This is a genomic window from Pseudomonas sp. PDM27 (assembly GCF_019219205.1).
Taxonomy (GTDB): Bacteria; Pseudomonadota; Gammaproteobacteria; order Pseudomonadales; family Pseudomonadaceae; genus Aquipseudomonas; species Aquipseudomonas laurylsulfatiphila.
In genome coordinates, this window is record NZ_JAHUWF010000017.1 from 51,745 (window position 1) to 77,492 (window position 25,748).

At 62.3% G+C, this 25,748-nt stretch carries 27 protein-coding genes; 15 read left to right on the forward strand and 12 right to left on the reverse strand.

All coding sequences use genetic code 11. From position 1 onward, the window contains the following. Positions 1-93 precede the first annotated feature (93 nt). The 6 genes from KW838_RS26985 to KW838_RS27010 form a co-directional block, all read right to left on the reverse strand. The gene (locus KW838_RS26985) at positions 94-759 is read right to left on the reverse strand and encodes a response regulator transcription factor (RefSeq protein WP_007976602.1); all 666 of its coding nucleotides are present in this window, start codon (positions 757-759) and stop codon (positions 94-96) included. Positions 760-815: 56 nt separating this feature from the next. After that, on the reverse strand, positions 816-1,373 hold the full coding sequence (locus tag KW838_RS26990; RefSeq protein ID WP_102701827.1) for a PQQ-dependent catabolism-associated CXXCW motif protein: 558 nt from the start codon (positions 1,371-1,373) through the stop codon (positions 816-818). A gap of 221 nt (positions 1,374-1,594) precedes the next feature. Next, positions 1,595-2,386 (reverse strand): ABC transporter permease, encoded by a 792-nt coding sequence (locus tag KW838_RS26995; RefSeq protein WP_102701828.1) that lies wholly within the window; start codon positions 2,384-2,386, stop codon positions 1,595-1,597. Next, complete coding sequence (locus KW838_RS27000; protein ID WP_095967638.1) at positions 2,383-3,114, reverse strand: ABC transporter ATP-binding protein; 732 nt, start codon at positions 3,112-3,114, stop codon at positions 2,383-2,385. Before KW838_RS27000 ends, KW838_RS26995 begins: the two co-directional genes overlap by 4 nt. Next, positions 3,111-4,070, reverse strand: coding sequence for a YVTN family beta-propeller repeat protein (locus tag KW838_RS27005; protein WP_218504101.1), 960 nt, complete (start codon positions 4,068-4,070; stop codon positions 3,111-3,113). The genes KW838_RS27000 and KW838_RS27005 overlap by 4 nt, the downstream gene beginning before the upstream one ends. A 30-nt stretch (positions 4,071-4,100) precedes the next feature. After that, positions 4,101-5,285, reverse strand: a complete 1,185-nt coding sequence (locus tag KW838_RS27010) for an ABC transporter substrate-binding protein (protein WP_218504102.1) — start codon at positions 5,283-5,285, stop codon at positions 4,101-4,103. Between the two features lie 157 nt (positions 5,286-5,442). Between KW838_RS27010 and KW838_RS27015 the strand changes: the two genes are divergently transcribed. The 14 genes from KW838_RS27015 to KW838_RS27080 all read left to right on the forward strand — a co-directional run bounded on the left by KW838_RS27015 (position 5,443) and on the right by KW838_RS27080 (position 19,201). Further along, a complete protein-coding gene (locus tag KW838_RS27015; RefSeq protein WP_218504103.1) occupies positions 5,443-5,607 on the forward strand; it encodes a hypothetical protein in 165 nt (54 codons plus the stop codon). 56 nt (positions 5,608-5,663) lie between these two features. Further along, the gene (gene pedF / locus KW838_RS27020) at positions 5,664-6,125 is read left to right on the forward strand and encodes a cytochrome c-550 PedF (protein WP_102701831.1); all 462 of its coding nucleotides are present in this window, start codon (positions 5,664-5,666) and stop codon (positions 6,123-6,125) included. Positions 6,126-6,128: 3 nt separating this feature from the next. Next, a complete protein-coding gene (locus tag KW838_RS27025) occupies positions 6,129-7,004 on the forward strand; it encodes an ABC transporter substrate-binding protein (RefSeq protein ID WP_218504104.1) in 876 nt (291 codons plus the stop codon). A gap of 10 nt (positions 7,005-7,014) precedes the next feature. Further along, the gene (locus KW838_RS27030; RefSeq protein ID WP_102701833.1) at positions 7,015-7,776 is read left to right on the forward strand and encodes a quinoprotein dehydrogenase-associated SoxYZ-like carrier; all 762 of its coding nucleotides are present in this window, start codon (positions 7,015-7,017) and stop codon (positions 7,774-7,776) included. A gap of 16 nt (positions 7,777-7,792) precedes the next feature. Continuing rightward, the gene (locus tag KW838_RS27035; protein WP_218504105.1) at positions 7,793-8,728 is read left to right on the forward strand and encodes a quinoprotein relay system zinc metallohydrolase 1; all 936 of its coding nucleotides are present in this window, start codon (positions 7,793-7,795) and stop codon (positions 8,726-8,728) included. A 275-nt stretch (positions 8,729-9,003) separates the two neighbouring features. Then, positions 9,004-10,779 carry a PQQ-dependent methanol/ethanol family dehydrogenase gene (locus KW838_RS27040; RefSeq protein ID WP_102701835.1) on the forward strand — a complete coding sequence of 592 codons (1,776 nt, stop codon included), beginning with the start codon at positions 9,004-9,006 and terminating at the stop codon, positions 10,777-10,779. Between the two features lie 230 nt (positions 10,780-11,009). Then, the gene (locus KW838_RS27045; protein WP_102701836.1) at positions 11,010-12,530 is read left to right on the forward strand and encodes an aldehyde dehydrogenase family protein; all 1,521 of its coding nucleotides are present in this window, start codon (positions 11,010-11,012) and stop codon (positions 12,528-12,530) included. 244 nt (positions 12,531-12,774) lie between these two features. Beyond that, complete coding sequence (pqqA, locus tag KW838_RS27050; RefSeq protein ID WP_003253598.1) at positions 12,775-12,846, forward strand: pyrroloquinoline quinone precursor peptide PqqA; 72 nt, start codon at positions 12,775-12,777, stop codon at positions 12,844-12,846. Positions 12,847-12,901: 55 nt separating this feature from the next. Continuing rightward, positions 12,902-13,816 (forward strand): pyrroloquinoline quinone biosynthesis protein PqqB, encoded by a 915-nt coding sequence (pqqB, locus tag KW838_RS27055; protein WP_218504106.1) that lies wholly within the window; start codon positions 12,902-12,904, stop codon positions 13,814-13,816. A gap of 123 nt (positions 13,817-13,939) precedes the next feature. Next, positions 13,940-14,692 carry a pyrroloquinoline-quinone synthase PqqC gene (gene pqqC / locus KW838_RS27060; protein ID WP_218504107.1) on the forward strand — a complete coding sequence of 251 codons (753 nt, stop codon included), beginning with the start codon at positions 13,940-13,942 and terminating at the stop codon, positions 14,690-14,692. Then, positions 14,689-14,961, forward strand: coding sequence for a pyrroloquinoline quinone biosynthesis peptide chaperone PqqD (pqqD, locus tag KW838_RS27065; RefSeq protein WP_218504108.1), 273 nt, complete (start codon positions 14,689-14,691; stop codon positions 14,959-14,961). The genes pqqC and pqqD overlap by 4 nt, the downstream gene beginning before the upstream one ends. Beyond that, the gene (gene pqqE / locus KW838_RS27070; protein ID WP_218504109.1) at positions 14,939-16,081 is read left to right on the forward strand and encodes a pyrroloquinoline quinone biosynthesis protein PqqE; all 1,143 of its coding nucleotides are present in this window, start codon (positions 14,939-14,941) and stop codon (positions 16,079-16,081) included. Before pqqD ends, pqqE begins: the two co-directional genes overlap by 23 nt. A gap of 236 nt (positions 16,082-16,317) precedes the next feature. Continuing rightward, the gene (gene ercA, locus KW838_RS27075) at positions 16,318-17,481 is read left to right on the forward strand and encodes an alcohol dehydrogenase-like regulatory protein ErcA (protein WP_007972176.1); all 1,164 of its coding nucleotides are present in this window, start codon (positions 16,318-16,320) and stop codon (positions 17,479-17,481) included. After that, on the forward strand, positions 17,465-19,201 hold the full coding sequence (locus KW838_RS27080) for a NahK/ErcS family hybrid sensor histidine kinase/response regulator (RefSeq protein WP_218504110.1): 1,737 nt from the start codon (positions 17,465-17,467) through the stop codon (positions 19,199-19,201). The genes ercA and KW838_RS27080 overlap by 17 nt, the downstream gene beginning before the upstream one ends. Here KW838_RS27080 and KW838_RS27085 read toward each other — a convergent pair. The 6 genes from KW838_RS27085 to copC form a co-directional block, all read right to left on the reverse strand. Beyond that, positions 19,177-20,061 (reverse strand): aldose 1-epimerase, encoded by an 885-nt coding sequence (locus tag KW838_RS27085; RefSeq protein ID WP_218504111.1) that lies wholly within the window; start codon positions 20,059-20,061, stop codon positions 19,177-19,179. The two genes, KW838_RS27080 and KW838_RS27085, sit on opposite strands and share 25 nt — an antisense overlap. A 34-nt stretch (positions 20,062-20,095) precedes the next feature. After that, the gene (locus tag KW838_RS27090; protein ID WP_218504112.1) at positions 20,096-20,983 is read right to left on the reverse strand and encodes an SMP-30/gluconolactonase/LRE family protein; all 888 of its coding nucleotides are present in this window, start codon (positions 20,981-20,983) and stop codon (positions 20,096-20,098) included. 52 nt (positions 20,984-21,035) lie between these two features. Then, on the reverse strand, positions 21,036-21,860 hold the full coding sequence (locus KW838_RS27095; RefSeq protein WP_218504113.1) for an NAD(P)-dependent oxidoreductase: 825 nt from the start codon (positions 21,858-21,860) through the stop codon (positions 21,036-21,038). 259 nt (positions 21,861-22,119) lie between these two features. After that, positions 22,120-23,415: an OprD family porin gene (locus KW838_RS27100; protein WP_218504114.1), complete on the reverse strand. Its 1,296-nt coding sequence runs from the start codon at positions 23,413-23,415 to the stop codon at positions 22,120-22,122. Between the two features lie 245 nt (positions 23,416-23,660). Then, positions 23,661-24,518, reverse strand: a complete 858-nt coding sequence (copD, locus tag KW838_RS27105) for a copper homeostasis membrane protein CopD (protein ID WP_218504115.1) — start codon at positions 24,516-24,518, stop codon at positions 23,661-23,663. Between the two features lie 3 nt (positions 24,519-24,521). After that, a complete protein-coding gene (copC, locus tag KW838_RS27110) occupies positions 24,522-24,887 on the reverse strand; it encodes a copper homeostasis periplasmic binding protein CopC (RefSeq protein WP_102702466.1) in 366 nt (121 codons plus the stop codon). A gap of 135 nt (positions 24,888-25,022) precedes the next feature. On the opposite strand from copC, the gene KW838_RS27115 reads away from it, so the two are divergent. Further along, a complete protein-coding gene (locus tag KW838_RS27115) occupies positions 25,023-25,643 on the forward strand; it encodes a TetR/AcrR family transcriptional regulator (RefSeq protein ID WP_102702465.1) in 621 nt (206 codons plus the stop codon). Positions 25,644-25,748 lie beyond the last annotated feature (105 nt).

The window sequence follows — 25,748 nt, forward strand, 5'->3', positions numbered from 1 at the left end:
TCGGTGAATGTGAAGTCCTTTTCGCGAGCAGGGGCAGCACCGTGCCTGTGGGAGCGAGCCTGCTCGCGAAGGGCGCGCCGCGGTCTTGATGACTCAACGCCGCAGATAAGACCCGAAATCAATATCCCCGGCACTCAGGATCGCCTGCACCCGGTTGTGCACGTTGAGCTTGCGCAGGATCGCCGAGACGTGGGCCTTGACCGTGGTCTCGGCGATTTCCAGGGTGTAGGCGATCTGCTTGTTCGATTCGCCCTTGGTCATGCGTTCCAGCACCTGAAGTTGCTTGCGGGTCAGGGCCTGGAGCAGTTCGGGCGGGAAGCTCGGGGTGTCGTTCATCCGCCGGTGGGTGCTGCTTTTGGCGGTGCGGATGATGTCCGGGGGCAGGTAGACATTGCCATTGAGAATCTGCTGGATGGCATCGGTCATCTGGGCACGGGGTGAAGACTTGGTGATGAAACCCACGGCGCCGTAGGTGATGGCTTGCAGCACGATCTGTTTGTCCTGTTCGGCGGAGACAATCACCACCGGAATGGTCGGCGCTTCGTTACGCAGGTTGATCAGGCCATTGAGCCCGTGCATGCCGGGCATGTTCAGGTCGAGCAGGATCAGGTCCAGGTCATCGTGTTCCTGGGTCAGGGCCAGGGCACTGTCCAGGTCGGCGGTTTCCATTACTTCGCTGCCGGCAAAACCGTCGCTGATGACGTTGTGGATGGCTTCGCGAAACAGCGGGTGATCGTCGGCAATCAGGATTTTGTACATGGCCTTTCACCTCATTATTTTGATTATGGTGTGGCATCGACACGCACGCGTAAAGCTCAGGGAAAGGGTTCGGGCCTGGCTGGCGAAACCGGAAGATTGGCCGCTTGCCAGGCGTCCAGGCCATCGCGATACCAATACAGGGTCTTATAGCCCATGGTGGCTGCGCGCTTGACCGCATTCCAGCTCAACCAGCAGTCGGAGCGGCAATAGAAGACCAGCGGTTGCGTCGGGTCGCCGGCGGTCAGCTTTTTCAGGTTGGCGGCGAAATAGTCCTGCCATTGCGGCGTCAGCTCACCGTCACCGGTATTGGCCAGCCAATGGCTGCCGGGCAGGTTTTCATGGGGCTGGTCTTCGATGAACTGCCCTTGCAGCCACTGGCGGCGGTAGACGTCAATCAGCAGCGGACGCGGGGTTTGCTCAAGCAGTAATTGCAGGGCAGGTGTGTCGACGATGGTCGCGCCCGGCAACTGGTTCGGCGTCGGGCTGCGGTACAGGTCGATGCGATAGCCGTCAACTGAGAAGAGCGGGGTATCGGCTTGCGCAACGCCCAGTACGACGCACAGCGACAGGGCGGCGAAAGAAGGGCGCAGTAGACAGTCTCGGGCACGCGGCATGGGTACAGTCCTTATAGTTATGGACCTATTACATGCCAGTCGGGGGGCGTTGGGAATGCGACGATAGACAGGGAAACCAGTACTAAAGTAGTAACTTCCCCCTGCTTAATGAAGAACCCCTGTGGGAGCGAGCTTGCTCGCGATAGCGTTATGTCAGTCAATTCATTTATTGAATGTGCCGCCGCTATCGCGAGCAAGCTCGCTCCCACAGGGGGATGTATTTACCCGGATTTACGCAAGGCCGCATGCTGCGGGTTGAAGGTCAGTACGGCGAGCAACGCGAACAGCAGCGTCAGCCCCGTGCACACCGCCAGCGCCAGCGGATTGAAGCGTTCGTACAGGGCAAAACGCACCAGCTCTACCGCATGGGTGAACGGATTCACCGCGCACAGCCAGTACAGCCATTCGCTGGCTTCGCGCATCTTCCACAGCGGATACAGTGCCGATGACAGGAAAAACAGCGGGAAGATCACGAAATTCATCACCCCGGCAAAGTTCTCCAGCTGGCGGATCGCGTTCGACAGCAACAGGCCCAGTGCGCTGAGCATCAACGCCACCAGCAGCAGCGCCGGCAACGCCAGCAACAGGCCCATGGCCGGTGGCCGCACGCCGTAGACCCAGGCAATCGCCAGGAACGCGTACACCTGCAACAGCGAAATCAGCGACGTGGCCAGCAGCTTGCTGCACAGCAGGAAGGTACGCGGCAGGGGGCTGGTCAACAGCACGCGCATGCTGCCCATCTCGCGGTCGTAGACCATCGACAGAGACCCCTGCATGCCGTTGAACAGCAGGATCATGCAGGCCAGGCCGGGAATGATGTAGACCTCGTAGGGGATGTAGGTGTCGTAGGGTTCGATGATCGCGATCCCCAGCGCTGCGCGAAAACCGGCGGCGAACACCAGCAACCACAGCAACGGCCGCACCAGGGCGCTGAGAAATCGGGTGCGTTGCAGCACAAAGCGCAGCCATTCGCGCAGCACGATACCGCTGAAACATTGCCAGTAAGCGTTCATTGGGCAGCTCCCGATGTAGTCAGGCGGGTGAAGGCCGAACCGAGGTCACCGCCGTGCTCCAGGCTCAGGGCATCGGCCTGCCCGCTGGCCACCAGCCGGCCTTGATGCAGGATCAGCAAGTCATCGCTGGGCTGCACTTCGTCGAGCAGGTGGGTGGTCCAGAGCACGCTGATGTGCTCCTCGCGACACAGGCTGCGGATGTGCTGGTTGAGCGCCAGGCGACTCGCCGGGTCGAGGCCGACACTGGCTTCATCGAGCAGCAACAGGCGCGGCTCATGCAACAGGGCGCGGGCAATTTCCACCCGGCGACGATGGCCGCCATTGAGTTCGCGCACCCGTTCGCGGCGGCGCTCGGTCAGGGCCTGGCGGGCCAGTTCGGCGTCGACCCGAAGGTCGGTCTGGCGCCGGGACAGGCCATGCAATGCCGCGTGATAACGCAGGTTCTGCTCGACGCTGAGGTCCAGGTCCAGGGTGCTTTGCTGGAACACCACGCCCAACTGCCTGAGTGCCGGGCGTGCCGCGCTGCGCAATGAACAGCCACCGACGCGGATCTCGCCGTGCTGCAGATCATAGAGCCGGGTCAGCAGGGCAATCAGGGTCGACTTGCCGGCGCCGTTGGGCCCCAGCAGCGCGGCGAAACGTCCGGGCTCCAGGCTGAAACTCACTTTGCGCAGGGCCTCCCGGGCGCCGTAGGCAAAGCTCAGGTCACTGACTTCAAGGGCGTTCATGGTGTCACCACCACGCCCCAGGGATAGCGCCCGACCTTCACCGATTTGCTGACCTTGAGGCTGTCGACATCGATCACCGAGACATCGCCGCTGACGCCGTTGGTGGCCAGCAACTGCTTCTGATCCGGGGTGAATGCCATCTGCCAGACCCGTCGACCCACCAGCAGGTAATCGAGTATCTCGAAGGTCCTGGCATCGATCACCGCCACATGATTGGCCGGGCCGAGGGCGACGAAGCCGTACTTGCCATCGGCGCTGAGCTTGATGCCGACGGGCTGGACCTTGTCCGGGTGCACGCCCTTGATCTGGAAGTTCAGGGTCTTGAGCACGGTGCGGCTAGACACATCGAGAATGGTCACGGTGCCGCCGATTTCCGCCGAGGCCCAGAGTTGTGCGCCATCTGGGGAGAACTCGACGAAGCGCGGGCGCTGGTCCACCAGGGTGCTGTCGGCCAGGGTCTGGGTGCTGGTGTCGATCCAGTGCAGCATGTTGGTGGTTTCGCTGGTGTTGACCGCCCACTGTCCGTCAGGGCTGACGGCCATGCCCTCGGGCTCGACGCCGACATCGATCTGGCCGAGCACCTTGGAGGTCTCGGTGTCGATCACCGTGACCAGCGCATCGTCTTCGTTGGAGACGTACAACCAGCGATTGTTCGGGTGCAGGGCGAATTGCTCGGGGTCTTTGCCCGAGGGCAGTTCCTTGATGATCTTGCGTGTGGCCACGTCCATCACCTGGACCCGGTCCGAGTCGCTGGCGCAGATGTACAACAGCTTGTTGTCGTGGGACAGCAGCAGGCCGCGGGGGCGCTGGCCGACGGGCAGGGTGTCGGTGACTTGCAGGGTCTGCAGGTCGATCAGGCTCAGGCTGTTGTCCTTTTCGTTGGAGACCCAGGCGGTGCTGGCAACGGCATGGCCAGCGGCGAGCAGCAAGGTGCACGAGAGCAGGGTGCGGCGCATGGCGGATTCCTTGTTGTTGTGATGTTCGGATCAGGGAAAGCGGCAGCTGACTTCGGGTTTGTCGTAGCCCAGGCTGTCCATCTCGTTGAACGGGTGCAGAAAGCCCTCCTGGGGGGAGGTGCTGACCAGCGCCCGGGGCTGGACGATGGGAATCGGCTGGCGCAACTGGCCGTTCCATGGCCGGTAGCTGAGCTTGCGACCCTTGAAACCATCGAGGGGCAACTGGTCGCTGATTTCAAGCGTGCGGATCGCCATCGGCTCGGCCTGGCGCAATTTGCTCACGGCGCTGGCGATGCTGCGCACGGCCATCCAGGCGGCGAAATCGCGGTCATTCATCCAGCGCCCGGTCAGGGCTTCAAAGCGTTTTTGCAACTGTGCGGCGCCGTAGGTTTCCACGGTCTTGTGCCAGCCCACCGGGGTCAGGCCCTGGGTGCCGGCGACCGGGCGCGGGTACCAGGTCTGGTAGGGCACGTATTCACCGAAGTCGCCGCGTTCATCGGCCACCAGTACCACGTCGTACTCGGTGGTCTGGGTGAACAGCGGCATATCCGCCTGGGCGCTGCGGCGTTGGTCGTTATCGAAGCTCCAGGGTTTTTCCGCCACCAGTTGCAAGCCAAAGCGCTTGGCCCCGCGGCGCAGGGCGGCGGCATAGGCTTGATCGTCCGGGGTCGGGCCGACGATCAGCAGCGCCCGTTGCCATTTGCGCAACACCAGAAACTGCGCCAGCGCATCGGCGAGCATCGCCCGGCTCGGCAAGGTGTGCAGCACGTTCGGCAGGCAAGCGGTGGTGCGCAGGCTGTCATCGGCACTGCCGGCGTTGAACAGCAAACTGTCGGGCAGTGCCGCACTCAATTGGCGCAGGCTGGTCGCGGGGGCATTCACCACAAACAGGCGCAGGCCTTGTTCGTGCTGAGCCTTCGCCGCTTCGAGCAAGGCTTCGGGGCTGTCGACGCTGGCGCTAACCAGGCTGTAGCCGTGGTTGAGAAAACGCCCGGTGCTGTTGCTGTCGGTGATCGCCAGTTCGGCACCGCGCAGCCCGGCATCGGTGGGTTCGGGGATGACGTTGGACAGCAATGGGCCGGGGTCGGGGCGATAACCCAGGTAGCCGATCCGCACCTGCAAAGGGGCATCGGCGGCCTGGCTTTGGGTGGCCAGGCCGGCGGCGCAGGCAATCGCCAGCAGGTAGATCAGGGCGTAAGGGGCAAGCTGGCGCATAAGGCTCTCCATGACCGTTAGCGCCAGCATAGGAAGCCTGAGGGGCAGTGAAAATATGCAGAAAGTACCGAAGGGCCAGTACCAAGGTAGTAGCCCGCCACACACGGCGCGGTTCTAGCATGGGCAACTACGGCCATTGATCTGGAGGGGATTGACCATGCGTATCGTCAAAGCACTGCTCCTGCCGTTTCTGCTGATCCTGACCCTGATCGGCGTCGACCGGCTCCAGGGCCCGCGTCCCGTGTCCAACGATCGCCTTACGACCAAGGGAGTAGGTGGCGACCACCAAAGCAGCATGGGGTCTGGGCGCGGGGCTTTCTAAGATGGCTGCCATAGCCTCTGCCAAGAGGTTTTGCGTGCAATCCAGAGGGCATGACAATGACAACAAAACGCAACGCCTTGCTCGTGACCGGCCTATTGGCCAGTTTGATCGGCGCAGGTTCCGTCTGGGCCCACGGCAACGTGGTGCCACAGGCCGTCGCCACCCAGGGCCTGACCCCGATAAAAGATACCGGTGTGCAGCTCGATGCCGATGGCTGGGCCGCGGTGAACCCGTATCGCACCGCTCCGGAACACGACAAGGCAGTGGAAATCGGCGCTTCGGCCTATACCCAGAACTGCGCGGCCTGTCATGGCCTGGAGGCCAAGTCCGGCGGTATCGCCCCCGACCTGCGCATGCTCGATGTCGCAGAGGCGGGCGATGAATGGTTCGTCGAACGGGTGCGCCATGGCGCGGTGCGCGACGGTCGCGTGTACATGCCGAAGATGGCCGACTACCTGAGCCAGGAAGCCCTGTGGGCGGTGCGCACTTATCTGGACACTGTGCACGTCGAGGAGTGACCCATGCGCCTGTTCGCGGTGTTGATCAGCGCGCTGTGGCTGTGCTGCCAGGCGGCGCAGGCGCAGGTTCGCAACTACGACGAAATGATCGCCGCCGGGGAGTTGAAGGTGGCGGTCTACAAGGACTTCGCCCCATACAGTTTTGAACGCGCCGGCAAACCCCTGGGTGTCGATGTCGAGCTGGCCGAAGCCCTGGCCAAGGCGCTCGGCGTGCGCCTGACGCTGATCTGGGCGCCGGCGGGGGAAAAGCTCGACGACGACCTGCGCGATTACATCTGGCGTGCCAGTGCCTTGCACAACCAGCAACTGGCCGACCTGATGATGCGCGTGCCCTACGACCACGACTACGCGCAGAAGCGCAACGAGCTCGGTGAACTGGTCAACGGCCATGTGGTGATGTTCGGTCCGTACCAGAACGAACAATGGCAGGTGGCCTATGACCGCCGAAGGCTGGACAAGGTCGCCAGCGTCGCGGTGTTCGAGCAGCACCCGATTGGTGTCGAAGTCGACAGCGTGCCGTCGTTCTACCTGACCTCGGTGTTCAACGGCATGCTCGCCGGCAAGACCCATCACTATCCGGGCGTGCCCCAGGCGTTTGCCGCGATGAAGGCCGGTGAGGTCGACGCGGTGATGGCCATGCGCGGCGAAATCGACTGGCAAGTGCACGAAGCGGCCGACCCGCAGCTGGCGCTGGCAGAAAACGCCTACCCGAACATGGGCAAGCAGCTCTGGGAAATCGGCATGGCGGTGCACGAAAGCAACCGGCAACTGGCCTATGCCGTGGAAGAGGCGCTCGAAGGCCTGATCCGCGAGGGTACGGTGAAGACCATCTACGGCCATTACGGCCTGCGTTACGACGCGCCTGAGATGTATCAATAAGGAGCAGGCGATGAAATGGCGAGGGAGTTGTCTGTTGGCCTGCTGGTTGAGCCTGGCGGCACAGGCTGGCGCGATCGATCCCGGCAAAGACCCGGTGCCATCGGTGATGTGGGCTTTCTATCACCAGCAGTTTCTGGGCAATGCGCCGTTCGTTTTCGATGAACGGGTCAAGCTGCTGGCGCCGCCGTTTGCCGAAGACGCCCGGCAGGTGCCGCTGGAAATCGACGCCCGGGCGTTCAAGGGCGAGGTGGTGAGAATCCTCGCCTGGGCAGAACTGAATCCGTTGCCGAAAATCGTCGACTTCCAGCCGCTGGATTCGGTTTTGCCCTGGCTGTCGTTGCGCATTCGCATCGAACAGGCCACGCCCCTGCGCGCGGCGGTGTTGACCCGCGACGGGCTGTGGCATGTCGGCTCGACCCTGATTGACGCCGCAGGTGGCGGTTGCACCGCGCCGAGTGTGGTGCGCACCCAGCCGGGCTGGGAGGAACACATCGGCGAAGTGCTCGGCGGGCGCTATCCCCGGGACGGATTCAGCCGTTTGCGTATGCAGGTGGCCCATCCCATGGACAACGGCATGGTCAGCGGCATTCCGGAATTCTTCATCAACCATGCCGAGCTGCGTGACCACAACCAACACGTGCTGGCCCGGCTGGAGCTGTTTCCGGCGGTCAGCGAAAACCCCAACCTGGCCTTTGACATCGAGGGGGCAGGGCAAACGCGTCTGTTGCTACGGGACAACAGCGGCAATGAGTTCGATGCATCGATCCCCTGACCCCAAGGAGCGTGGCATGCGCTGGATCCTGTTGATGGTGTTAAGCGTCAGTCTGCCGGCCCTGGCCGATCTCGACTACTCACTCAAGCCCCGGCAGATCGCCCGGGACACCTGGCTGCTGGAAGGCAGCCCCGATAATTTCGCCAAGGCCAATGGCGGCAACATCGTCAACACCGCGTTTATCGTCACTGAACTCGGTGTGGTGGTGATCGACACCGGGCCGTCCCGGCGTTACGGCGAAGCGATGCGCAAGGCCATTGCCGCCACCACCGACAAACCGGTGATCGAGGTCCTGCTGACCCATCACCACCCGGACCATGTGCTGGGCAATCAGGCCTTCACCGACGTGCCGATCGGCGCCCTGGCCGGCACCACCGAGCTGTTGCACCGGCAAGGCGATGCCATGGCCGAGAATATGTACCGGATGGTCGGCGACTGGATGCGTGGCACCGAAGTGGTGTTGCCGACGCGGACGCTGACATCCGGCGTGAAAAGTTTTGGGAATCACGATCTGCGTCTGCTGAGCCTGGGTGGGCATACGGGCGCGGATCTGGCTATTCTCGACCAGCAAACCGGCGTGCTGTATGCCGGGGACCTGGTGTTTTATCAGCGGGCGCTGACCACGCCCAACAGTCCGGGGCTGTCAGTGTGGCTGGCGGACATCGCGACCCTGCAAGATTTGCCCTGGACGCAGGTCGTGCCGGGCCATGGGCCGGTGTCGAGCGACCCACAACCCTTCGAGCAGATGCGCGATTACCTGACCTGGCTCGATCAGCTCATGCGCGACGGCGCGACCAATGGCAGTGATATGGCGGAGATGATCCGCAGCCCCATCCCCGAACGCTTCGCCGGGATCAACCTGAGCCGTTATGAACTGATCCGCAGCGTCAGTCATCTGTATCCGCGCTATGAGCGCGAGCGGATGACGCGGGTGGATTCCGCCAGCAAATAGCCGACCCAAATCCCCTGTGGGAGCGAGCCTGCTCGCGAAGGCGGAGTGTCAGGCAACATCGATGTCGGATGTGCCGGCCCCTTCGCGAGCAGGCTCGCTCCCACAAGGGGGGCTGTGTCAGGTACAGAATCCGCTGCTCATCTCCTCCCACCCTGTACCAAGGAACTAGCAATCTCCTCATTGCGGGCAATTGTTGTCAGGGCGGTGGCGCCCAAGAATCTGCACCAGACCGGGAAAATTTCCGGACATAACAAAAATCCGCAGAGGAAGCCGTCATGACTCAACCCGCACGTCGCCAGCCCTTCGTCCTGAGCCTGCTGCTCAGTGCCATGCTGTTGTCCGGCCAGGCATTGGCCGGGGTTTCCGACCAGGACATTCTCCAGGACCCGAAGAACCCGGAACAGGTCGTGACCAACGGCCTCGGCGTTCAAGGGCAGCGCTACAGCCCGCTGGATATTCTCAACGTCGACAACGTCAAGGAGCTGCGCCCGGCCTGGGCGTTTTCCTTCGGCGGTGAAAAACAGCGTGGCCAGCAAGCGCAGCCGATGGTCAAGGACGGCGTGATGTACATGACCGGTTCCTACTCCCGGGTCTTCGCCGTGGATGCGCGTACCGGCAAGAAGCTCTGGCAATACGATGCGCGTCTGCCCGATGACATCCGCCCTTGCTGCGACGTGATCAACCGTGGCGTCGCGCTGTATGGCGACCTGGTGATCTTCGGCACCCTCGACGCCAAGCTCGTGGCGCTGAACAAGGACACCGGCAAGGTGGTGTGGAGCAAGAAAGTCGCCGACCACAAGGAAGGCTACTCGATCAGTGCCGCGCCGCTGGTGATCAATGGCAAGCTGATTACCGGCGTGGCCGGTGGCGAGTTCGGGGTGGTGGGCAAGATCGAGGCCTACGATCCGAAAAACGGTGATCTGCTGTGGACCCGGCCGACGGTCGAAGGCCATATGGGCTATGTCTACAAGGACGGCAAAGCCGTGGAGAACGGCATCTCCGGCGGCGAGGCGGGCAAGACCTGGCCGGGCGATCTGTGGAAAACCGGCGGTGCAGCCCCCTGGCTTGGCGGGTATTACGACCCGGAAACCAACCTGCTGCTGTTCGGTACCGGCAACCCGGCGCCTTGGAACTCGCACCTGCGCCCTGGCGACAACCTCTACTCCTCGTCGCGCCTGGCGCTCAACCCGGACGACGGCACCATCAAATGGCACTTCCAGAGCACGCCCCACGACGGTTGGGACTACGACGGCGTGAACGAGCTGGTGTCGTTCAACTACAACGAAGGCGGCAAGGAGATCAAGGCAGCGGCCACGGCTGACCGTAACGGTTTCTTCTACGTGCTGGATCGCACCAACGGCAAATTCATCCGTGGCTTCCCGTTCGTGGACAAGATCACCTGGGCCACCGGCCTGGATAAGGACGGCCGGCCGATCTACAACGAAGCCAGCCGTCCCGGCGCCCCGGGTTCGGAAGTCAAGGGCAGCTCGGTGTTCGTGGCGCCGGCGTTCCTCGGTGCGAAAAACTGGATGCCGATGGCCTACAACCGGGACACCGGGTTGTTCTATGTGCCGTCCAACGAATGGGGCATGGACATCTGGAACGAAGGCATCGCCTACAAGAAAGGCGCGGCGTTCCTCGGCGCCGGCTTCACCATCAAGCCGTTGAACGAAGACTACATCGGCGTGCTGCGGGCCATCGATCCGAAAACCGGCAAGGAAGTCTGGCGCCACAAGAACTACGCGCCGCTGTGGGGCGGGGTGCTGACCACCAAGGGCAACCTGGTGTTCACCGGCACGCCTGAAGGCTTCCTGCAGGCGTTCAACGCCAAGACCGGCGAAAAGGTCTGGGAATTCCAGACCGGCTCCGGCGTGCTCGGCTCGCCCGTGACCTGGGAAATGGACGGCGAACAGTACGTCTCGGTGCTCTCCGGCTGGGGCGGCGCGGTACCGCTGTGGGGCGGCGAAGTGGCCAAGCGGGTGAAGGACTTCAACCAGGGTGGCATGCTCTGGACCTTCAAGCTGCCCAAGGATCTTGTCGCCAAACACTGATCCCTTGTGGGAGCGGGCTTGCTCGCGAATGCGGTGTGTCATTCAGCAACTTTGTGGCTGACACGACGCCTTCGCGAGCAAGCCCGCTCCCACATTAATTCGTGTGAAACCTACGACCAAATAACGAGAGACCCTCCTGCCAACGACGCATTCGTCTGGCACGCGGGGCTCTCTAGTATCGGCTCATCGCCTGTCAGTACGACAGGCATCGACCCAGACAGAGGCCCACCATGATCTACGCACAACCCGGAACCCCAGGCGCCGTCATTACCTTCAAGCCGCGCTACGGCAACTTCATCGGTGGCGAGTTCGTTGCCCCGATCAATGGCGAGTACTTCACCAACACCTCGCCGGTCAACGGTGAAGTGATCGCCGAATTCCCGCGTTCCAGCGCCGCCGACATCGACAAGGCCCTCGACGCCGCCCATGCCGCTGCCGACGCCTGGGGCAAGACCTCGGCCCAGGACCGCTCCCTGGTGCTGCTGAAGATCGCCGACCGCATCGAGCAGAACCTTGAGGTCCTGGCCGTCACCGAAACCTGGGACAACGGCAAGGCCGTGCGCGAAACCCTGAACGCCGACGTACCGCTGGCGGCCGACCACTTCCGTTACTTCGCCGGCTGCATCCGTGCCCAGGAAGGCGGGGCTGCCGAGATCAACGAGCTGACCACGGCCTATCACTTCCATGAGCCCCTGGGCGTGGTCGGGCAGATCATTCCGTGGAACTTCCCGCTGCTGATGGCCGCCTGGAAACTCGCACCGGCGCTCGCCGCCGGCAACTGCATCGTGCTCAAGCCTGCCGAGCAAACGCCGCTGTCGATCATGGTGTTCGCCGAGCTGATCGCTGACCTGCTGCCGGCGGGCGTACTCAACATCGTCCAGGGCTTCGGTCGCGAAGCCGGCGAGGCCCTGGCCACCAGCAAGCGCATCGCCAAGATCGCCTTCACCGGTTCGACCCCGGTGGGCGCGCACATCATGCATTGCGCCGCCGAGAACATCATCCCGAGCACCGTCGAGCTGGGCGGCAAGTCGCCGAACATCTTCTTCGAGGACATCATGAACGCGGAACCGGCGTTCATCGAAAAAGCCGCCGAAGGCCTGGTGCTGGCGTTCTTCAACCAGGGTGAAGTCTGCACCTGTCCGTCCCGGGCGCTGGTGCAGGAGTCGATCTACGAGCCGTTCATGGCCGAGGTGATGAAGAAGATCGCCAGGATCAAGCGCGGCAACCCGCTGGACACCGACACCATGGTCGGCGCCCAGGCGTCCGAGCAGCAATACGACAAGATCCTCTCGTACCTGACCATTGCCCAGGAGGAGGGCGCCGAGCTGCTCACCGGCGGCGCGGCCGAACGCCTGGAGGGGGACCTGTCCAGCGGTTACTACATCCAGCCGACCCTGCTCAAGGGCCACAACAAGATGCGCGTGTTCCAGGAAGAAATCTTCGGTCCTGTGGTGGGTGTCACCACCTTCAAGGACGAAGCCGAAGCCCTGGCGATTGCCAACGACAGCGAGTTCGGCCTCGGCGCCGGCCTGTGGACCCGCGACATCAACCGCGCCTACCGCATGGGCCGGGCGATCAAGGCCGGGCGCGTATGGACCAATTGCTACCACCTGTACCCGGCGCACGCCGCGTTCGGCGGCTACAAGAAGTCCGGCGTCGGCCGGGAAAACCACAAGATGATGCTTGATCACTATCAGCAGACGAAAAACCTGCTGGTGAGCTACGACATCAATCCGCTGGGGTTCTTCTAACCCACTGAATGCACACAATCCCTGTAGGAGCTGCCGAAGGCTGCGATCTTTTGATTGTGAATTCCAAGATCAAAAGATCGCAGCCTTCGGCAGCTCCTACAGGGGTTTGTGTGTGTTTCATGTATACGGTTACCCCCCTACCAAATCACCCCCAAACCTCCTTCGAAAGTAGCATTCGCCCACCCGGCCCACCGTGCATTAATGGCTCTACCGGAATCACCCGGCACAAGAAGAGGAATGACCCATGTGGACTAAACCCGCGTTTACCGATCTGCGCATTGGCTTCGAAGTGACGATGTATTTCGCCAACCGTTGATTGATCACCCGGCCAGCCGATGGGTTGGCCGGACCTGCCTCCTGGAGCATCCGCCATGCACATCCGCGTTCTCGGTTCCGCCGCTGGCGGTGGTTTTCCGCAGTGGAACTGCAACTGCCGCCAGTGCGCCGGTGTGCGCAATGGCAGCCTGCGGGCCCAGCGTCGTACGCAGTCGTCGATTGCCTTGAGTGACAACGGTGTGGAGTGGGTGCTGTGCAACGCGTCACCGGACATTCGCGCGCAACTCGAGAGTTTTGCACCACTGCAACCGGCGCGGCGCCTGCGTGACAGCGCCATCGCCGGCATCGTGCTGCTGGACAGCCAGATCGACCACTGCACCGGTTTGCTCAGCCTGCGCGAAGGCTGCCCCCATGACGTCTGGTGCACCGAGCGTGTGCATCAGGACCTGAGCAGCGGTTTCCCGTTGTTCAATATGCTCGGACACTGGAACGGCGGATTGCGCTGGCAACCGGTCGGCCTCGATCGCCAACCGTTCAGCATCCCGGCCTGCGGGCATTTACAGTTTCGCGCCATTCCCCTGGTGAGCAACGCGCCGCCGTATTCGCCCAATCGCGGCAACCCGCAACCGGGCGACACCATTGGCCTGTTCATCGAAGACCTGCGCAGCGGCGCGTCGCTGTTCTATGCGCCGGGCCTTGGTCGAGTCGACGATGAAGTGCTGGGCTGGATGCAGCGTGCCGATTGCCTGCTGCTGGACGGCACCCTGTGGCGCGACGACGAGATGCGTATCTGCGAAGTCGGCCAGAGCCTGGGCAGCCAAATGGGGCACCTCCCACAAAGCGGCCCCGGCGGGATGCTTGAAGTGCTGGAGGGTTTCAACCGCCAGCGCAAGGTGCTGATCCACATCAACAACACCAATCCGATCCTTGATGAAGACTCGGCCGAGCGGGCGCTGCTGGAGCGGCGGGGGATCGAAGTGGCTTATGACGGCTTGAGTATTGAGCTGTAGCCGACGGCCTCTTCGCGGGCGAGCCCGCTCCCACAGGTTTTGTGGACACTGCCGAACCCTGTGGGAGCGGGCTTGCCCGCGAAGAGGCCGGATCAGACACCGAAGATTCCCCGGAGACCCGCAATGACCGACACACCCATGTCCCCCAGCGAATTCGAAGCTGCCCTGCGCGCCAAGGGCGCCTACTACCACATCCATCATCCTTTCCATCAAGCCATGTACGCCGGCCGCGCCAGCCGCGAGCAGATCCAGGGCTGGGTCGCCAATCGCTTCTACTATCAGATCAACATTCCCCTGAAGGACGCCGCGATTCTCGCCAACTGCCCGGACCGCGACGTGCGCCGCGAGTGGCTGCAACGGATTCTCGACCACGACGGCGCTCCCGGCAGCGAGGGCGGAATCGAAGCCTGGCTGCGCCTGGGCGAAGCCGTGGGCCTGGATCGCGAGCAGATCCTCTCCCAGGAGCTGGTGCTGCCCGGCGTGCGTTTCGCGGTGGACGCCTACGTCAATTTCGCCCGTCGCGCCTGCTGGCAGGAAGCGGCCAGCAGTTCGCTGACCGAACTCTTTGCCCCACAGATCCATCAGTCGCGACTTGATGCCTGGCCGACCCATTACCCGTGGATAGACGTTGCCGGCTACGCCTATTTCCGCACGCGCCTGAGCCAGGCGCGGCGCGATGTCGAGCATGGGTTGCGCATCACCCTGGCGCACTACGTGACGGCCGAGGGGCAACAACGCATGCTGGAGATCCTGCAGTTCAAGCTTGACGTGCTGTGGAGCATGCTCGATGCCATGAGCATGGCCTACGAACTTGCGCGCCCGCCGTATCACACGGTCACCGGCGACAACGTCTGGCACCGGGGGATCGCCCTGTGAGCCTGATCGATCGCCAGCGGTCACCGGCCTTGCGTCGCGGTTTTCGTCTGCAATGGGAGCCTCGCCAGGACTGCCACGTGCTGCTGTACCCCGAAGGCATGATCAAGCTCAACGCCAGTGCCGGGCAGATTCTCAACCTGGTGGATGGCCAGCGCAGTGTGGCGGCGATCATTGAGCGATTGAGTGCGAATTTCCCCGGCGTACCCGGGATCGACGAAGACGTGCTGGCGTTTCTGGAGGTGGCCCATGCGCAATTCTGGATCGATTGAGACGCTGCCCGGACCGCCGTTGTGGCTGCTCGCCGAGCTGACTTACCGCTGTCCGTTGCAGTGCCCCTATTGCTCCAATCCGTTGGACTTTGCCCGGCACGGCGAGGAACTGAACACGCAAGAATGGATTCGCGTATTCCGCGAGGCGCGGGACATGGGCGCCGCGCAGTTGGGCTTTTCCGGCGGTGAGCCGCTGGTGCGCCAGGACCTCGCCGAATTGATCAAGGCCGCCCGGGACATGGGCTATTACACCAATCTGATCACCTCCGGCATCGGCCTGACCGAGCAGAAGGTGCGCGACTTCAAGGTGGCCGGGCTGGACCATATCCAGATCAGCTTCCAGGCTGCCGACGAAGCGGTGAACAACATGCTCGCCGGTTCGCGCAAGGCCTTTGCCCAGAAACTCGCCATGGCCCGTGCGGTGAAAGCCCAGGGCTATCCGATGGTGCTGAACTTCGTCACCCATCGGCACAACATCGACCGGATCGCGCAGATCATCGAACTCTGCCTGGAGCTGGAGGCGGACTTTGTCGAGTTGGCCACCTGCCAGTTCTATGGCTGGGCTGAACTCAACCGCGTCGGCCTGCTGCCCACCCGTGAACAATTGCAGCGTGCCGAGCGCATCACCAACCAATACCGCGAACGCCTTGAAGCCCAGGGTCACCCGTGCAAGTTGATCTTCGTCACCCCGGACTACTACGAGGAACGTCCCAAGACCTGCATGAACGGCTGGGCCAACCTGTTTCTCGACATCACCCCCGACGGCACGGCCTTGCCTTGTCACAGCGCCCGGCAGTTGCCGGTAGCGTTTCCCAACGTGCGCGAGCACAGTCTCTCGCATATCTGGAACGACTCGTTCGGCTTCAATCGTTTTCGCGGCGACGACTGGATGAAGGAGCCGTGCCGCTCCTGCGACGAAAAGCACAAGGACCTGGGCGGGTGCCGCTGCCAGGCCTTCATGCTGACCGGCGATGCCGCCAATGCCGACCCGGTGTGCAGCAAGTCGCCGCACCACGGGGTGATCCTCAAGGCCCGTGAGGAAGCCGAGGCGCCGGGGCTGGGGATCGAACACCTGACGCTGCGCAACGCGAAGGCTTCGCAGCTGATCTATCGCGGCTAGTCTGGCGATACAAATCCCCTGTGGGAGCGGGCTTGCTCGCGAAAGCGGTGGGTCAGGCAATATAAATGTTGAATGTTAAGGCCTCTTCGCGAGCAAGCCCGCTCCCACAGGGGGGGCTGCGGTGAATTTGAATGTGAGTACACTCCTGGCAGTGCTACCCATTGGTCTGATTGCATTCACAGCAGGATGGTTTAGTGTGGTTTCTACCTTCCAAAACAATAAAAACAGGCTTTCCAATGAGCCAGAGTCTCAACCAGCTGCGCAAGTTCGTTTCCCCTGAAATCATCTTCGGTGCCGGTAGCCGGCACAGTGTCGGCAATTACGCCAAGACCTTTGGTGCACGCAAGGTCCTGGTGGTCAGTGACCCCGGCGTGATCGCCGCCGGTTGGGTCGCCGATGTCGAGGCCAGCCTGCAGGCGCTGGGCATCGAATACTGTCTGTACAGCGATGTCTCGCCCAACCCTCGGGTTGAAGAGGTGATGCTCGGTGCCGAGATGTACCGGGAAAACCACTGCGACGTGATCGTCGCCGTGGGTGGCGGCAGCCCGATGGACTGCGGCAAAGGCATCGGCATTGTCGTCGCCCATGGCCGCAGCATTCTCGATTTCGAGGGCGTTGACACCATCCGCGTGCCCAGCCCGCCGCTGATCCTGATTCCGACCACTGCCGGCACCTCGGCCGATGTCTCGCAATTCGTGATCATTTCCAACCAGCAGGAGCGCATGAAGTTCTCCATCGTCAGCAAGGCCGTGGTGCCGGACGTTTCGCTGATCGACCCGGAAACCACCCTGAGCATGGATCCGTTCCTGTCGGCCTGCACCGGCATCGACGCCTTGGTGCATGCCATCGAAGCCTTCGTGTCCACCGGCCACGGGCCGTTGACCGATCCTCATGCGCTGGAGGCGATGCGCCTGATCAATGGCAACCTGGTGCAGATGATCGCCAACCCGAGCGACATTGCCCTGCGCGAGAAGATCATGCTCGGCAGCATGCAGGCCGGGCTGGCGTTCTCCAACGCCATCCTGGGCGCCGTGCATGCCATGTCCCACAGCCTCGGCGGCTTTCTCGATCTGCCCCACGGCCTGTGCAACGCGGTGCTGGTCGAGCATGTGGTGGCCTTCAATTACAACTCGGCGCCGGAGCGCTTCAAGGTAATCGCCGAGACGTTCGGCATCGACTGCCGGGGCCTGAATCACCGGCAGATCTGCGGGCGCCTGGTCGAACACCTGATCGCCCTCAAGCACGCCATCGGCTTTCACGAAACCCTCGGTTTGCATGGCGTCAGGACCTCGGACATTCCGTTCCTGTCGCAGCATGCGATGCACGATCCGTGCATCCTGACCAACCCGCGCGAATCCAGCCAGCGCGATGTCGAGGTCGTCTATGGCGAAGCCCTCTGACGAGCAACAACGGGCCCTGACCGGGCTGCTGGGGCTGGGCAGCCATTCGGCGCGCAAGAGTCATTATCCGGAACTGGCCGCGCGCCTGGATGATCTGGAAGCCGAGCGCAACCGCTACAAGTGGCTGTTCGAAAACGCGGTGCACGGGATCTTCCAGGCCAGCCTGCACGATGGCATGCGCGCCGCCAACCCGGCGCTGGCACACATGCTCGGCTACCAGGACCCGCAGGAGGTGCTGTTCTCCCTGACTGACCTGGGCAGCACCCTGTTCGTCGACGGCGCGCAGGAGCTGGAAGCCATCGGCGAAATCCTCAGGCACCAGCGCAGCCTGCACGGTTATGAAACCCGCTTGCGGCGCAAGGACGGCAGTCACCTGGATGTGTTGATGAACCTGCTGCTCAAGCCCGGCCAGGAAGGCCTGGTGGAAGGGTTCGTCTCCGATATCACCGAGCGCAAGCTGGCCCAGCGACGCCTGCAGCAACTCAATGACGAACTGGAGCAGCGCGTCGTCGCGCGCACCGATGAATTGCTTGAAGCCAACCGTAACCTTCAGCAGCAGATCACCCAGCGTAAACAGATTGCCAAGGCCTTGCGCGATGCCCGCGATGCCGCCGAGGCCGCCAATCACAGCAAGGACAAATACCTCGCTGCCGCCAGCCACGACCTGCTGCAACCGCTCAACGCCGCGCGGTTGCTGATTTCGACCTTGCGCGAACGCCAATTGCCGGAAGCCGAACAGGTGCTGGTGGAACGCACTCACCAGGCCCTGGAAGGGGCCGAAGACCTGCTGACGGATCTGCTGGACATTTCCCGTCTCGATCAGGCTGCGGTCAAGCCGGACGTTGCGTCATACCGCCTCGACGAACTGCTGGGGCCACTGGTGTCGGAGTTCCAGTCCGTCGCCCAGGCGGCCAGCTTGAACCTGCGGGTGCACATGGCCGATTACGCCATCAGCACCGACTTGCGCCTGATGACGCGGATCCTGCGCAACTTCCTCAGCAATGCCTGCCGCTACACCGATGAAGGCAGCATCCTGCTGGCGGCAAGACGTCGGGGCGAGATGTTGCGCCTGGAGGTCTGGGACACCGGGCGTGGCATCGCCGCCGACCGGCTCGATTCGATCTTCCTCGAGTTCAACCAACTGGACGTCGGCCGCGCCGCCGACCGCAAGGGCGTAGGCCTGGGGTTGGCGATTGTCGAGCGCATCGCCAAGATCCTTGGCTACAGGATTGGCGTTCACTCGTTGCCGGGGCGGGGTTCGATGTTCAGCATCGAGGTGCCGTTATCCGATGAGGTTCCATTGCCCGTGAGCCAGGCGGTGCCACAGCCGGGCACCGGCAACCCGTTGCCGGGACGCCGTTTACTGGTGATCGACAACGAAGTGAGCATTCTCCAGAGCATGGGCGCGTTGCTCGGGCAGTGGGGCTGCGACGTTCTGGTCGCCACCGATGAGGCGGCTGCACTGGCGGCGTTAGGCGGCCAGGCGCCGGAACTGATTCTCGCGGACTATCACCTCGATCACGGGGTGGTTGGCTGTGATGTGGTGCGACATTTGCGCGAGCATTTCCACCAGGACATTCCCGCGGTGATCATTACTGCCGACCGCACCGACCATTGTCGGCGTGCGTTGCAGCGGCTCAACGCGCCCTTGTTGAACAAACCGGTGAAGCCCGGCAAGTTGCGAGCGGTGTTGAGTCAACTGTTGGGGGCATCTGCCTGAAACGGCCGATACTGCAGGGTCAAGCCCAGTTCGATGGCTTGACCTTGCTCCAGCAAACGCAACCCCGGCCGACCGGGCAGGTGGTGCGCGTTGACCGGGTGGCTCACCGGTTCGATGCAGAAAAACTCCAGGCCCACGGGGCAGTAGAGCAGGTAGTAATCGCTGCCGGTGGCCTGGCAGTCCAGTTCGTATCCGAGGTCAGGCTGGCGGATCAGGCAATGGCCGTTCCATTTGCAGAAGCCGTTGTCCACGAGCGATTCGGGCAATGGCTTGAGCTGCTGAAAATCCCACTCCACCGGCAATGCGCTGAGCTCCGTCGGTAGTTTTTTCTCATTGCACAACCATACCTCGCGAGCCGCGGCCTGCAGTCGGGTGTTGGCGGTGCGCGGCAGATACGGATGCAGTCCCAGTCCATGCCAGGCCGCGTGTTCGCCCAGATGAGTAACGCTCAATTCGATGCTCAGTTTGCCTTCGCTCAGATGAAAACGTTGCCGGGCGCGATAAGCGAAGGGGGTTGTGCTGTCGAGTTGCAGGACCACTTCATTTTCCGACCGGGAAACCACATCCCACGCCTGCTGCCAGGCGCTGCCGTGAATCGGCAGGGGATCGGTGAGGCTGTTGGGTGTCAGTGCCAGCCAGCCATCGGGGCAGTCGAAACCGCCTTCGGCGATGCGGTTGGACCAGGGGATCAAGGCAAAGCAGCCGAGCTTGCCGGGCAGGCCGGTGTTCAGGGCGTGCTCATCGGCGCGGCGCAGCAAGGGCTGTCCGCTGTTGCGCACGCTCCAGTTGACGATGCTGGCGCCAATGTCGGGGGCGAGGGTGAGGCGGGTGAGGTCGTCTTCGAGTTCGAGCAGATTCATTGTTTTTCGTTCTGCGTTGGAAGGCTGCGATCTGTCAGGACTTGAACAAAGGCTCAGGCAATCCCTTCACCCCGGGATCAAGGGCAAACACGCCACCGGCCAGCGACTGAACGTCATGGTCATCGCCGGGGCGAATCGAGGTCACGAACAGCGTGTCCAGTCGAGGGCCACCGAAGGCGCACATGGTGGGTTTTTTCACAGGTACGGCCAGGGAACGGTCAAGCCGGCCGTCGGGGGTAAAACGGTGGATCAAGCCGGCGTCGTTGGCGCAAATCCAGTAGCAGCCATCGGCGTCGACCGCCGCACCGTCGGGTCGACCTTCGTGCTCGTTCATGTCAACGAACACGCGGCGGTTGGAAGGGGTGCCGGTTTCGATGTCGTAGTCGAAGGCCCAGATCTGCTGGACCTGCGGATGGGAGTCGGACAGGTACATCGTGCGCCCGTCCGGGCTGAAGCCCAGGCCGTTGGGCACGATGAACCCGCTCAGCCGGGAATCGAGTGGCCCGCGTTGCCCGGCGCTGTAGCGGTACAACGTGCCGTCGGCGGCGTTGGCGCCCATGTTCAGCACCATGCTGCCGGCCCAGAAACGTCCCTGCCGATCGCAGCGGCCGTCGTTCAGGCGCATGTCGGCGCGGGCATGGTCGACGTGGGCCAAGGGTTCACTGTCGAGGCTGCCGTCGTTGCGCGGATGCAGGCGAAAGAACCCGCTTTCCATGCCAGCGACCCAGCCGCCGTCGGCATGACGCGCGATGCAAGCGAGCATCTCCGGGGTTTTCCAGGTATCTACCTGCCCGGTGTCGGCACGCCAGCGCTGTAGACCGCCGGCGGGAATATCGACCCAGTACAGAGCGCTTTCCTCAGGCACCCAGACCGGGCTTTCGCCGACTGCGTTGCGGGCGTCGACAATCAATTCAGCTTGCATGGCAACTCATTCCCTTGGTTTTTGTTGTGGGGATCAAGCGGGGCGCGAAGGTTCAGTCACCGAACGGGCCGGCTACGCAAAAGGCGCCGCCCTGGTACAGCCGCGCCGGGTCATCGGCGGCAGGCATCGGCTGGGCTTCGATTTTTTCGCGGAACTGTTCGGAGCTGTCCTGCGCGACAAAACCCAGGGCTGTAGCGTAGCGGTTGTCCCACCAGACGTCCTTGTTGTCGGACACGCCGTAGACCACGGTGTGGCCGACGTTCGGGGTGTACAAGGCGCGTTCGAGCAGTTGCGTCAGGTCGCCGAAACTCAGCCAGGTGCTCATCATCCGTCGGTTGTGCGGCTCGGGGAACGAGGAGCCGATGCGCACGCTGACGGTCTCGATGCCATAGCGGTCGAAGTAGAACGTGGCCATGTCCTCGCCGTAGGACTTGGACAGGCCGTAGTAGCTGTCCGGGCGGCGAGGGGAGTGTGCATCGATGACTTGGTCCTGCCGGTAGAAGCCGATCACATGGTTGGAACTGGCGAAGATTACCCGCTTCACTCCGTGGCGGCGTGCGGCTTCGTAGATGTGGAACACGCCGCAGATGTTGGCGCCGAGGATCTCTTCGAACGAGTGCTCGGTCGACACGCCGCCGAAGTGCAGGATCGCGTCCACGCCTTCGACCAGTTGATGCACCGCTTGCTTGTCGGCGAGGTCGCACGACATCACTTCTTCGCGATCATCGATGGCGGGCGCGATGTCGGCGATGTCCGACAGGCGAATGACGTTGGCGTAAGGGCGCAGGCTTTCGCGCAGGACTTTGCCGAGGCCACCGGCGGCGCCGGTCAGCAGCAGGCGGTTGAAAGGGGGGCGGGCGGTTGCTGTGGTCGTCATGGGAATCCTGGGTGCGCTGTTATTGGTTTGTTGTAGGTTGTCGTATGACTTGGGTGAAGTATCGTTAGGGTCTCCGCTGCTTGTCAACGCGCATGGGTTGAAAATGACGGAGGGTCGTCCTGTCCTGCTCTGTTCTGTGGGAGCGAGCTTGCTCGCGATGGTCGTCAACGATAACGCTGGAAACCTGATACCCCGTGGCGTTCTCGGGTTCATCGCGAGCAAGCTCGCTCCTACAGGGGCTGGTGTTGATGCCTATGATTTACAACAACGAAATCGGGTAGCTGATGAAAATGCGGTTTTCATCGAATTCGTTGGTGCTGAAACTCTTGCGGATACTCGCGTTACGCCATTTCACGTTGAGGTTTTTCAGCGCACCGCTCTGCACCGTGTAGGCCAGTTCCGATTCGCGGCCCCATTCCTTGCCGTCGGTGATGGCGCCGGTGTGCACGTTGTCACCGCTGATGTAGCGGTTCATCAGGGTCAGGCCGGGAATGCCGAGGGCGACGAAGTTGTAGTCGTGGCGCACTTGCCAGGATTTCTCCCGGGCGTTGTCATAGCTGGAGTTGTAGCTGTCGTTGGCCAGGGTGCCGCCGCTGGTGCCGTTGACCCGCATCCACACGTCGTCGCCGGTGAGTTTTTGCAGGCCGACATAAAAGGTGTTGCCGCCATATTTGGCCGAGAGCAGGGCAAACGCGGTCTTGTTGTCGAGGTCACCGGCCTTGGCGCTGCCGTCTTCCTTGCCGATGAAGTAGCCCAGGTTGGCACCCAGGGTCCAGTCGCCGACGGGCTGGCTGTGGGTCAGGTTGAAGTATTGCTGTTGGTAAATGTCGCTGAGTTCCGAGTACCAGACGCCGACCTGCGTGCGCTTTTCATTGAACGCGTATTCACCGCCGCCGAAGTTGAAACGGTCGGAGGTGAACGCCGTTTTTCCGTTCATGAACATGTCTTCCATGCTCGCGTCATTGCGTGGGCTGTTTTTCTGGAATTGACCGCCATACAGCGTCAGGCCGCTGATTTCGGCGGACGTCACCTGGGCGCCCTGGAAGGTCTGCGGCAGCGAACGACCGTCGTCGGAACGCAGGATCGGCAGCACCGGCATCCATTCGCCGACCTTCAATTCAGTTTTCGAAATCTTGCCTTTGAGCGCCACGCCCAGGCGGCCGAAATTGTCGGCCGGGCGGCCGTCGTCGTGGATCGGCAACAGTTGCGTGCCGCCAGTGCCCTTGCCGCCATCGAGCTTTTGCGAGTACAGGCCCAGTACGTCTACACCAAAGCCAACGGTGCCCTGGGTGAACCCGGACCTGGCATCGAGTATGAAGTTTTGCGTCCACTCTTCAGCCTTGCCCTGGGGGTAGGCCGGGTTGGTGAAGTTGCGGTTGAAGTAGGCGTTGCGCAGGTTCAGCGTGGCCTTGGCGTCGTCGGTGAAACCTTCGGCCTGGCCGGTGATGGGCAAGACGAGGGCCAGCCCGCTGCAGCCGATCAGGCTCAGGGTATGACGACGAGAAAGGTTTGCACGCGAAGAACGGGCGGACGAATTGCGGACGAGCTTGCTCACTGTGACGCTCCCTTGTTTCTTGTTTTTATTGTTGTCATACGTCGTCGTACAACATTGGGGGCGATATTTGCGGGATTTTTGGGGGTTGTCAATCGGAAGTTATACGATGACTTGGTGCGGACTCAGGGATATCCGAGAAACCTGTGGGAGCGAGCTTGCTCGCGATGACGGACTGTCAGTCAACATTTCTGTTGAATGTTAAGCCGCTATCGCGAGCAAGCTCGCTCCCACAGGGGAATGGATTGTCAGCTGGAAATCATGGGGGGCAGGGTGCCGAGTAAAGAAACCGCCGCCACTGCACCAAGCCCCAGCATCCACTCCAGCATCACGCTGGCGCGCAATGCTTGCAGACGCTGTTCGCAATCATTGATCCGCAAGCGATTGAACAAGGCCAGGCCCAGCATCGTCGCCACCAACGTTGCCTTGATCAACAGGATCAGCGCAAACCCGCTGAACAATGGCGTCGGCCAGAACGCCCCGGTGGGCACCCTTACATTGATCAGCCCGGTGATCAGCAGCCCGGCGACCAGGCCGTAACCGACACCGCTGAAGCGCTGCAACATCACGCGGATCGAATGCCCCGCAGGCTGTCGCAGAATCATCACCAGCAACAACAGGCCGCCGAGCCAGGCACCCACGCAGAGCAAGTGAATCAGCTGATTGAGGATCAGCAACTGGCCTGCGCTGCCATCGAGCATGGCGCCGTGGCCGACCGGGGCCAGGGTGGCCAGCAGCAGGCCGCTGAGGCTCAGGCGCAGTGCAAGGCTTGCGCCCAAGGGTGTCAGCAGCAACGCCACCAGCGCGAGGTTAATCAGCAAGTGCCAGCGCCAGACCTGGCCGAAAAAAGTATTGCCCAGCACCAGGCCCAGGGTCGACGGATCGATGGCCGCGTCCCAGGTCCCGGCCATGCTCGCGGTAATCAGCAACAACCAGCAGACCCCGCTGGCCAGCGCCACAACGGCCAGCCAACGGCAGGTGCGTGCCAGGCGCTGATCCAGTGCGCTTTCGTCACTGGATAGCAAGGGCCTGAACAGCCAGGCCCCGAACAGCATCAGCACCACGATGAAATGCAGGAAGCGACACAGCACCAGCGCACTCGCCATGAGTTACTGGCCAACCTTGAAGGCGTAGGCACCTTCGCTTTTGTGGGTGTCGACCGATACCGCGTGCCATTCGACCTTGTAGGTACCGGCGGTCAGGGGCGCGGCGGGGGTGACGACCAGGGTCTTCTTGTCGCTGCCTTCGGTGGTCAGTGCTTTGACCGTCACGGGTGCGCCATCCCGGGTCAGGGTGACTTTGGTGAAACTGGCCTCGATACCCTCGGAGAACTCCAGGCGCAATTGCGTTGGCGCGGTCACGGTGCTGTCGGCGGCCGGTGTCTGGCTTTTCAGGTGGGCGTGGGCCGACACCGAAGAAGCGGCGAGCAGCGAGCCGAGCAGGGCAGCGATGGTCAGGGTTTTCTTGAGCAGCATCGTGGGTACCTCAGGCAGTTTCCAAGTGCGCAGAGTTTAGCTTTCCGAGAGCGGCAGTACGAAGATTCGTTTTCCCCTGTCGCCGCAGTCCAGAGCGGATGCTAGTCTTGCTCAACGCTGTAGTCGGGGACCCGCATGGGCAATCACAAGATCGAGATTCGTCGCAGTAACGTCGAAAAAATCCTGCTGGGGGCGGAAAAGGTCTTCGCTGAAAAGGGCTTCGGCAGCACGGCCATGGCCGACATCGCCGCTGAAGTGCAACTGCCGCGTTCCAACCTGCATTACTACTTCAGCACCAAGACCGAACTGTACAGCGCGGTGCTGTTCGATTTGCTGGAAGTCTGGAAGCAGGACGCACTGTGCTTCGAGATGTTCGACGACCCGCGCGTGGTGCTCAGCAGCTACATCCGCGCCAAGATGAACCATTCCCGCAGCCGGCCTCATGGTTCGAAAGTCTGGGCCAACGAAATCATCCACGGCGCACCGACCCTCGGTGCAGCGCTGGATGCGAGCCTGTACGACTGGGCCAAGATGAAGGAAGCGAAAATCCGCCAGTGGGTGGACGACAAACGCATCCTGCCGGTGGAGCCGTCGAGCCTGCTGTACATGATCTGGGCCTCGACCCAGCACTATGCCGACTTCGATCACCAGGTGAATATTCTCAACGACCACCAGCCGCTGTCGGACATGCAGTTTGAAAAAGCAGTGCAGACGGTGACCAGTGTGATTTTGCGGGGGATCGGGTTGGAGCCTTGAGATTTTTGTTGTAGCTGCCGACGCCATCGCGAGCAAGCTCGCTCCCACAGGGATCGTATTAACACTGAGATCCCCTGTGGGAGCGAGCTTGCTCGCGATGGCGTC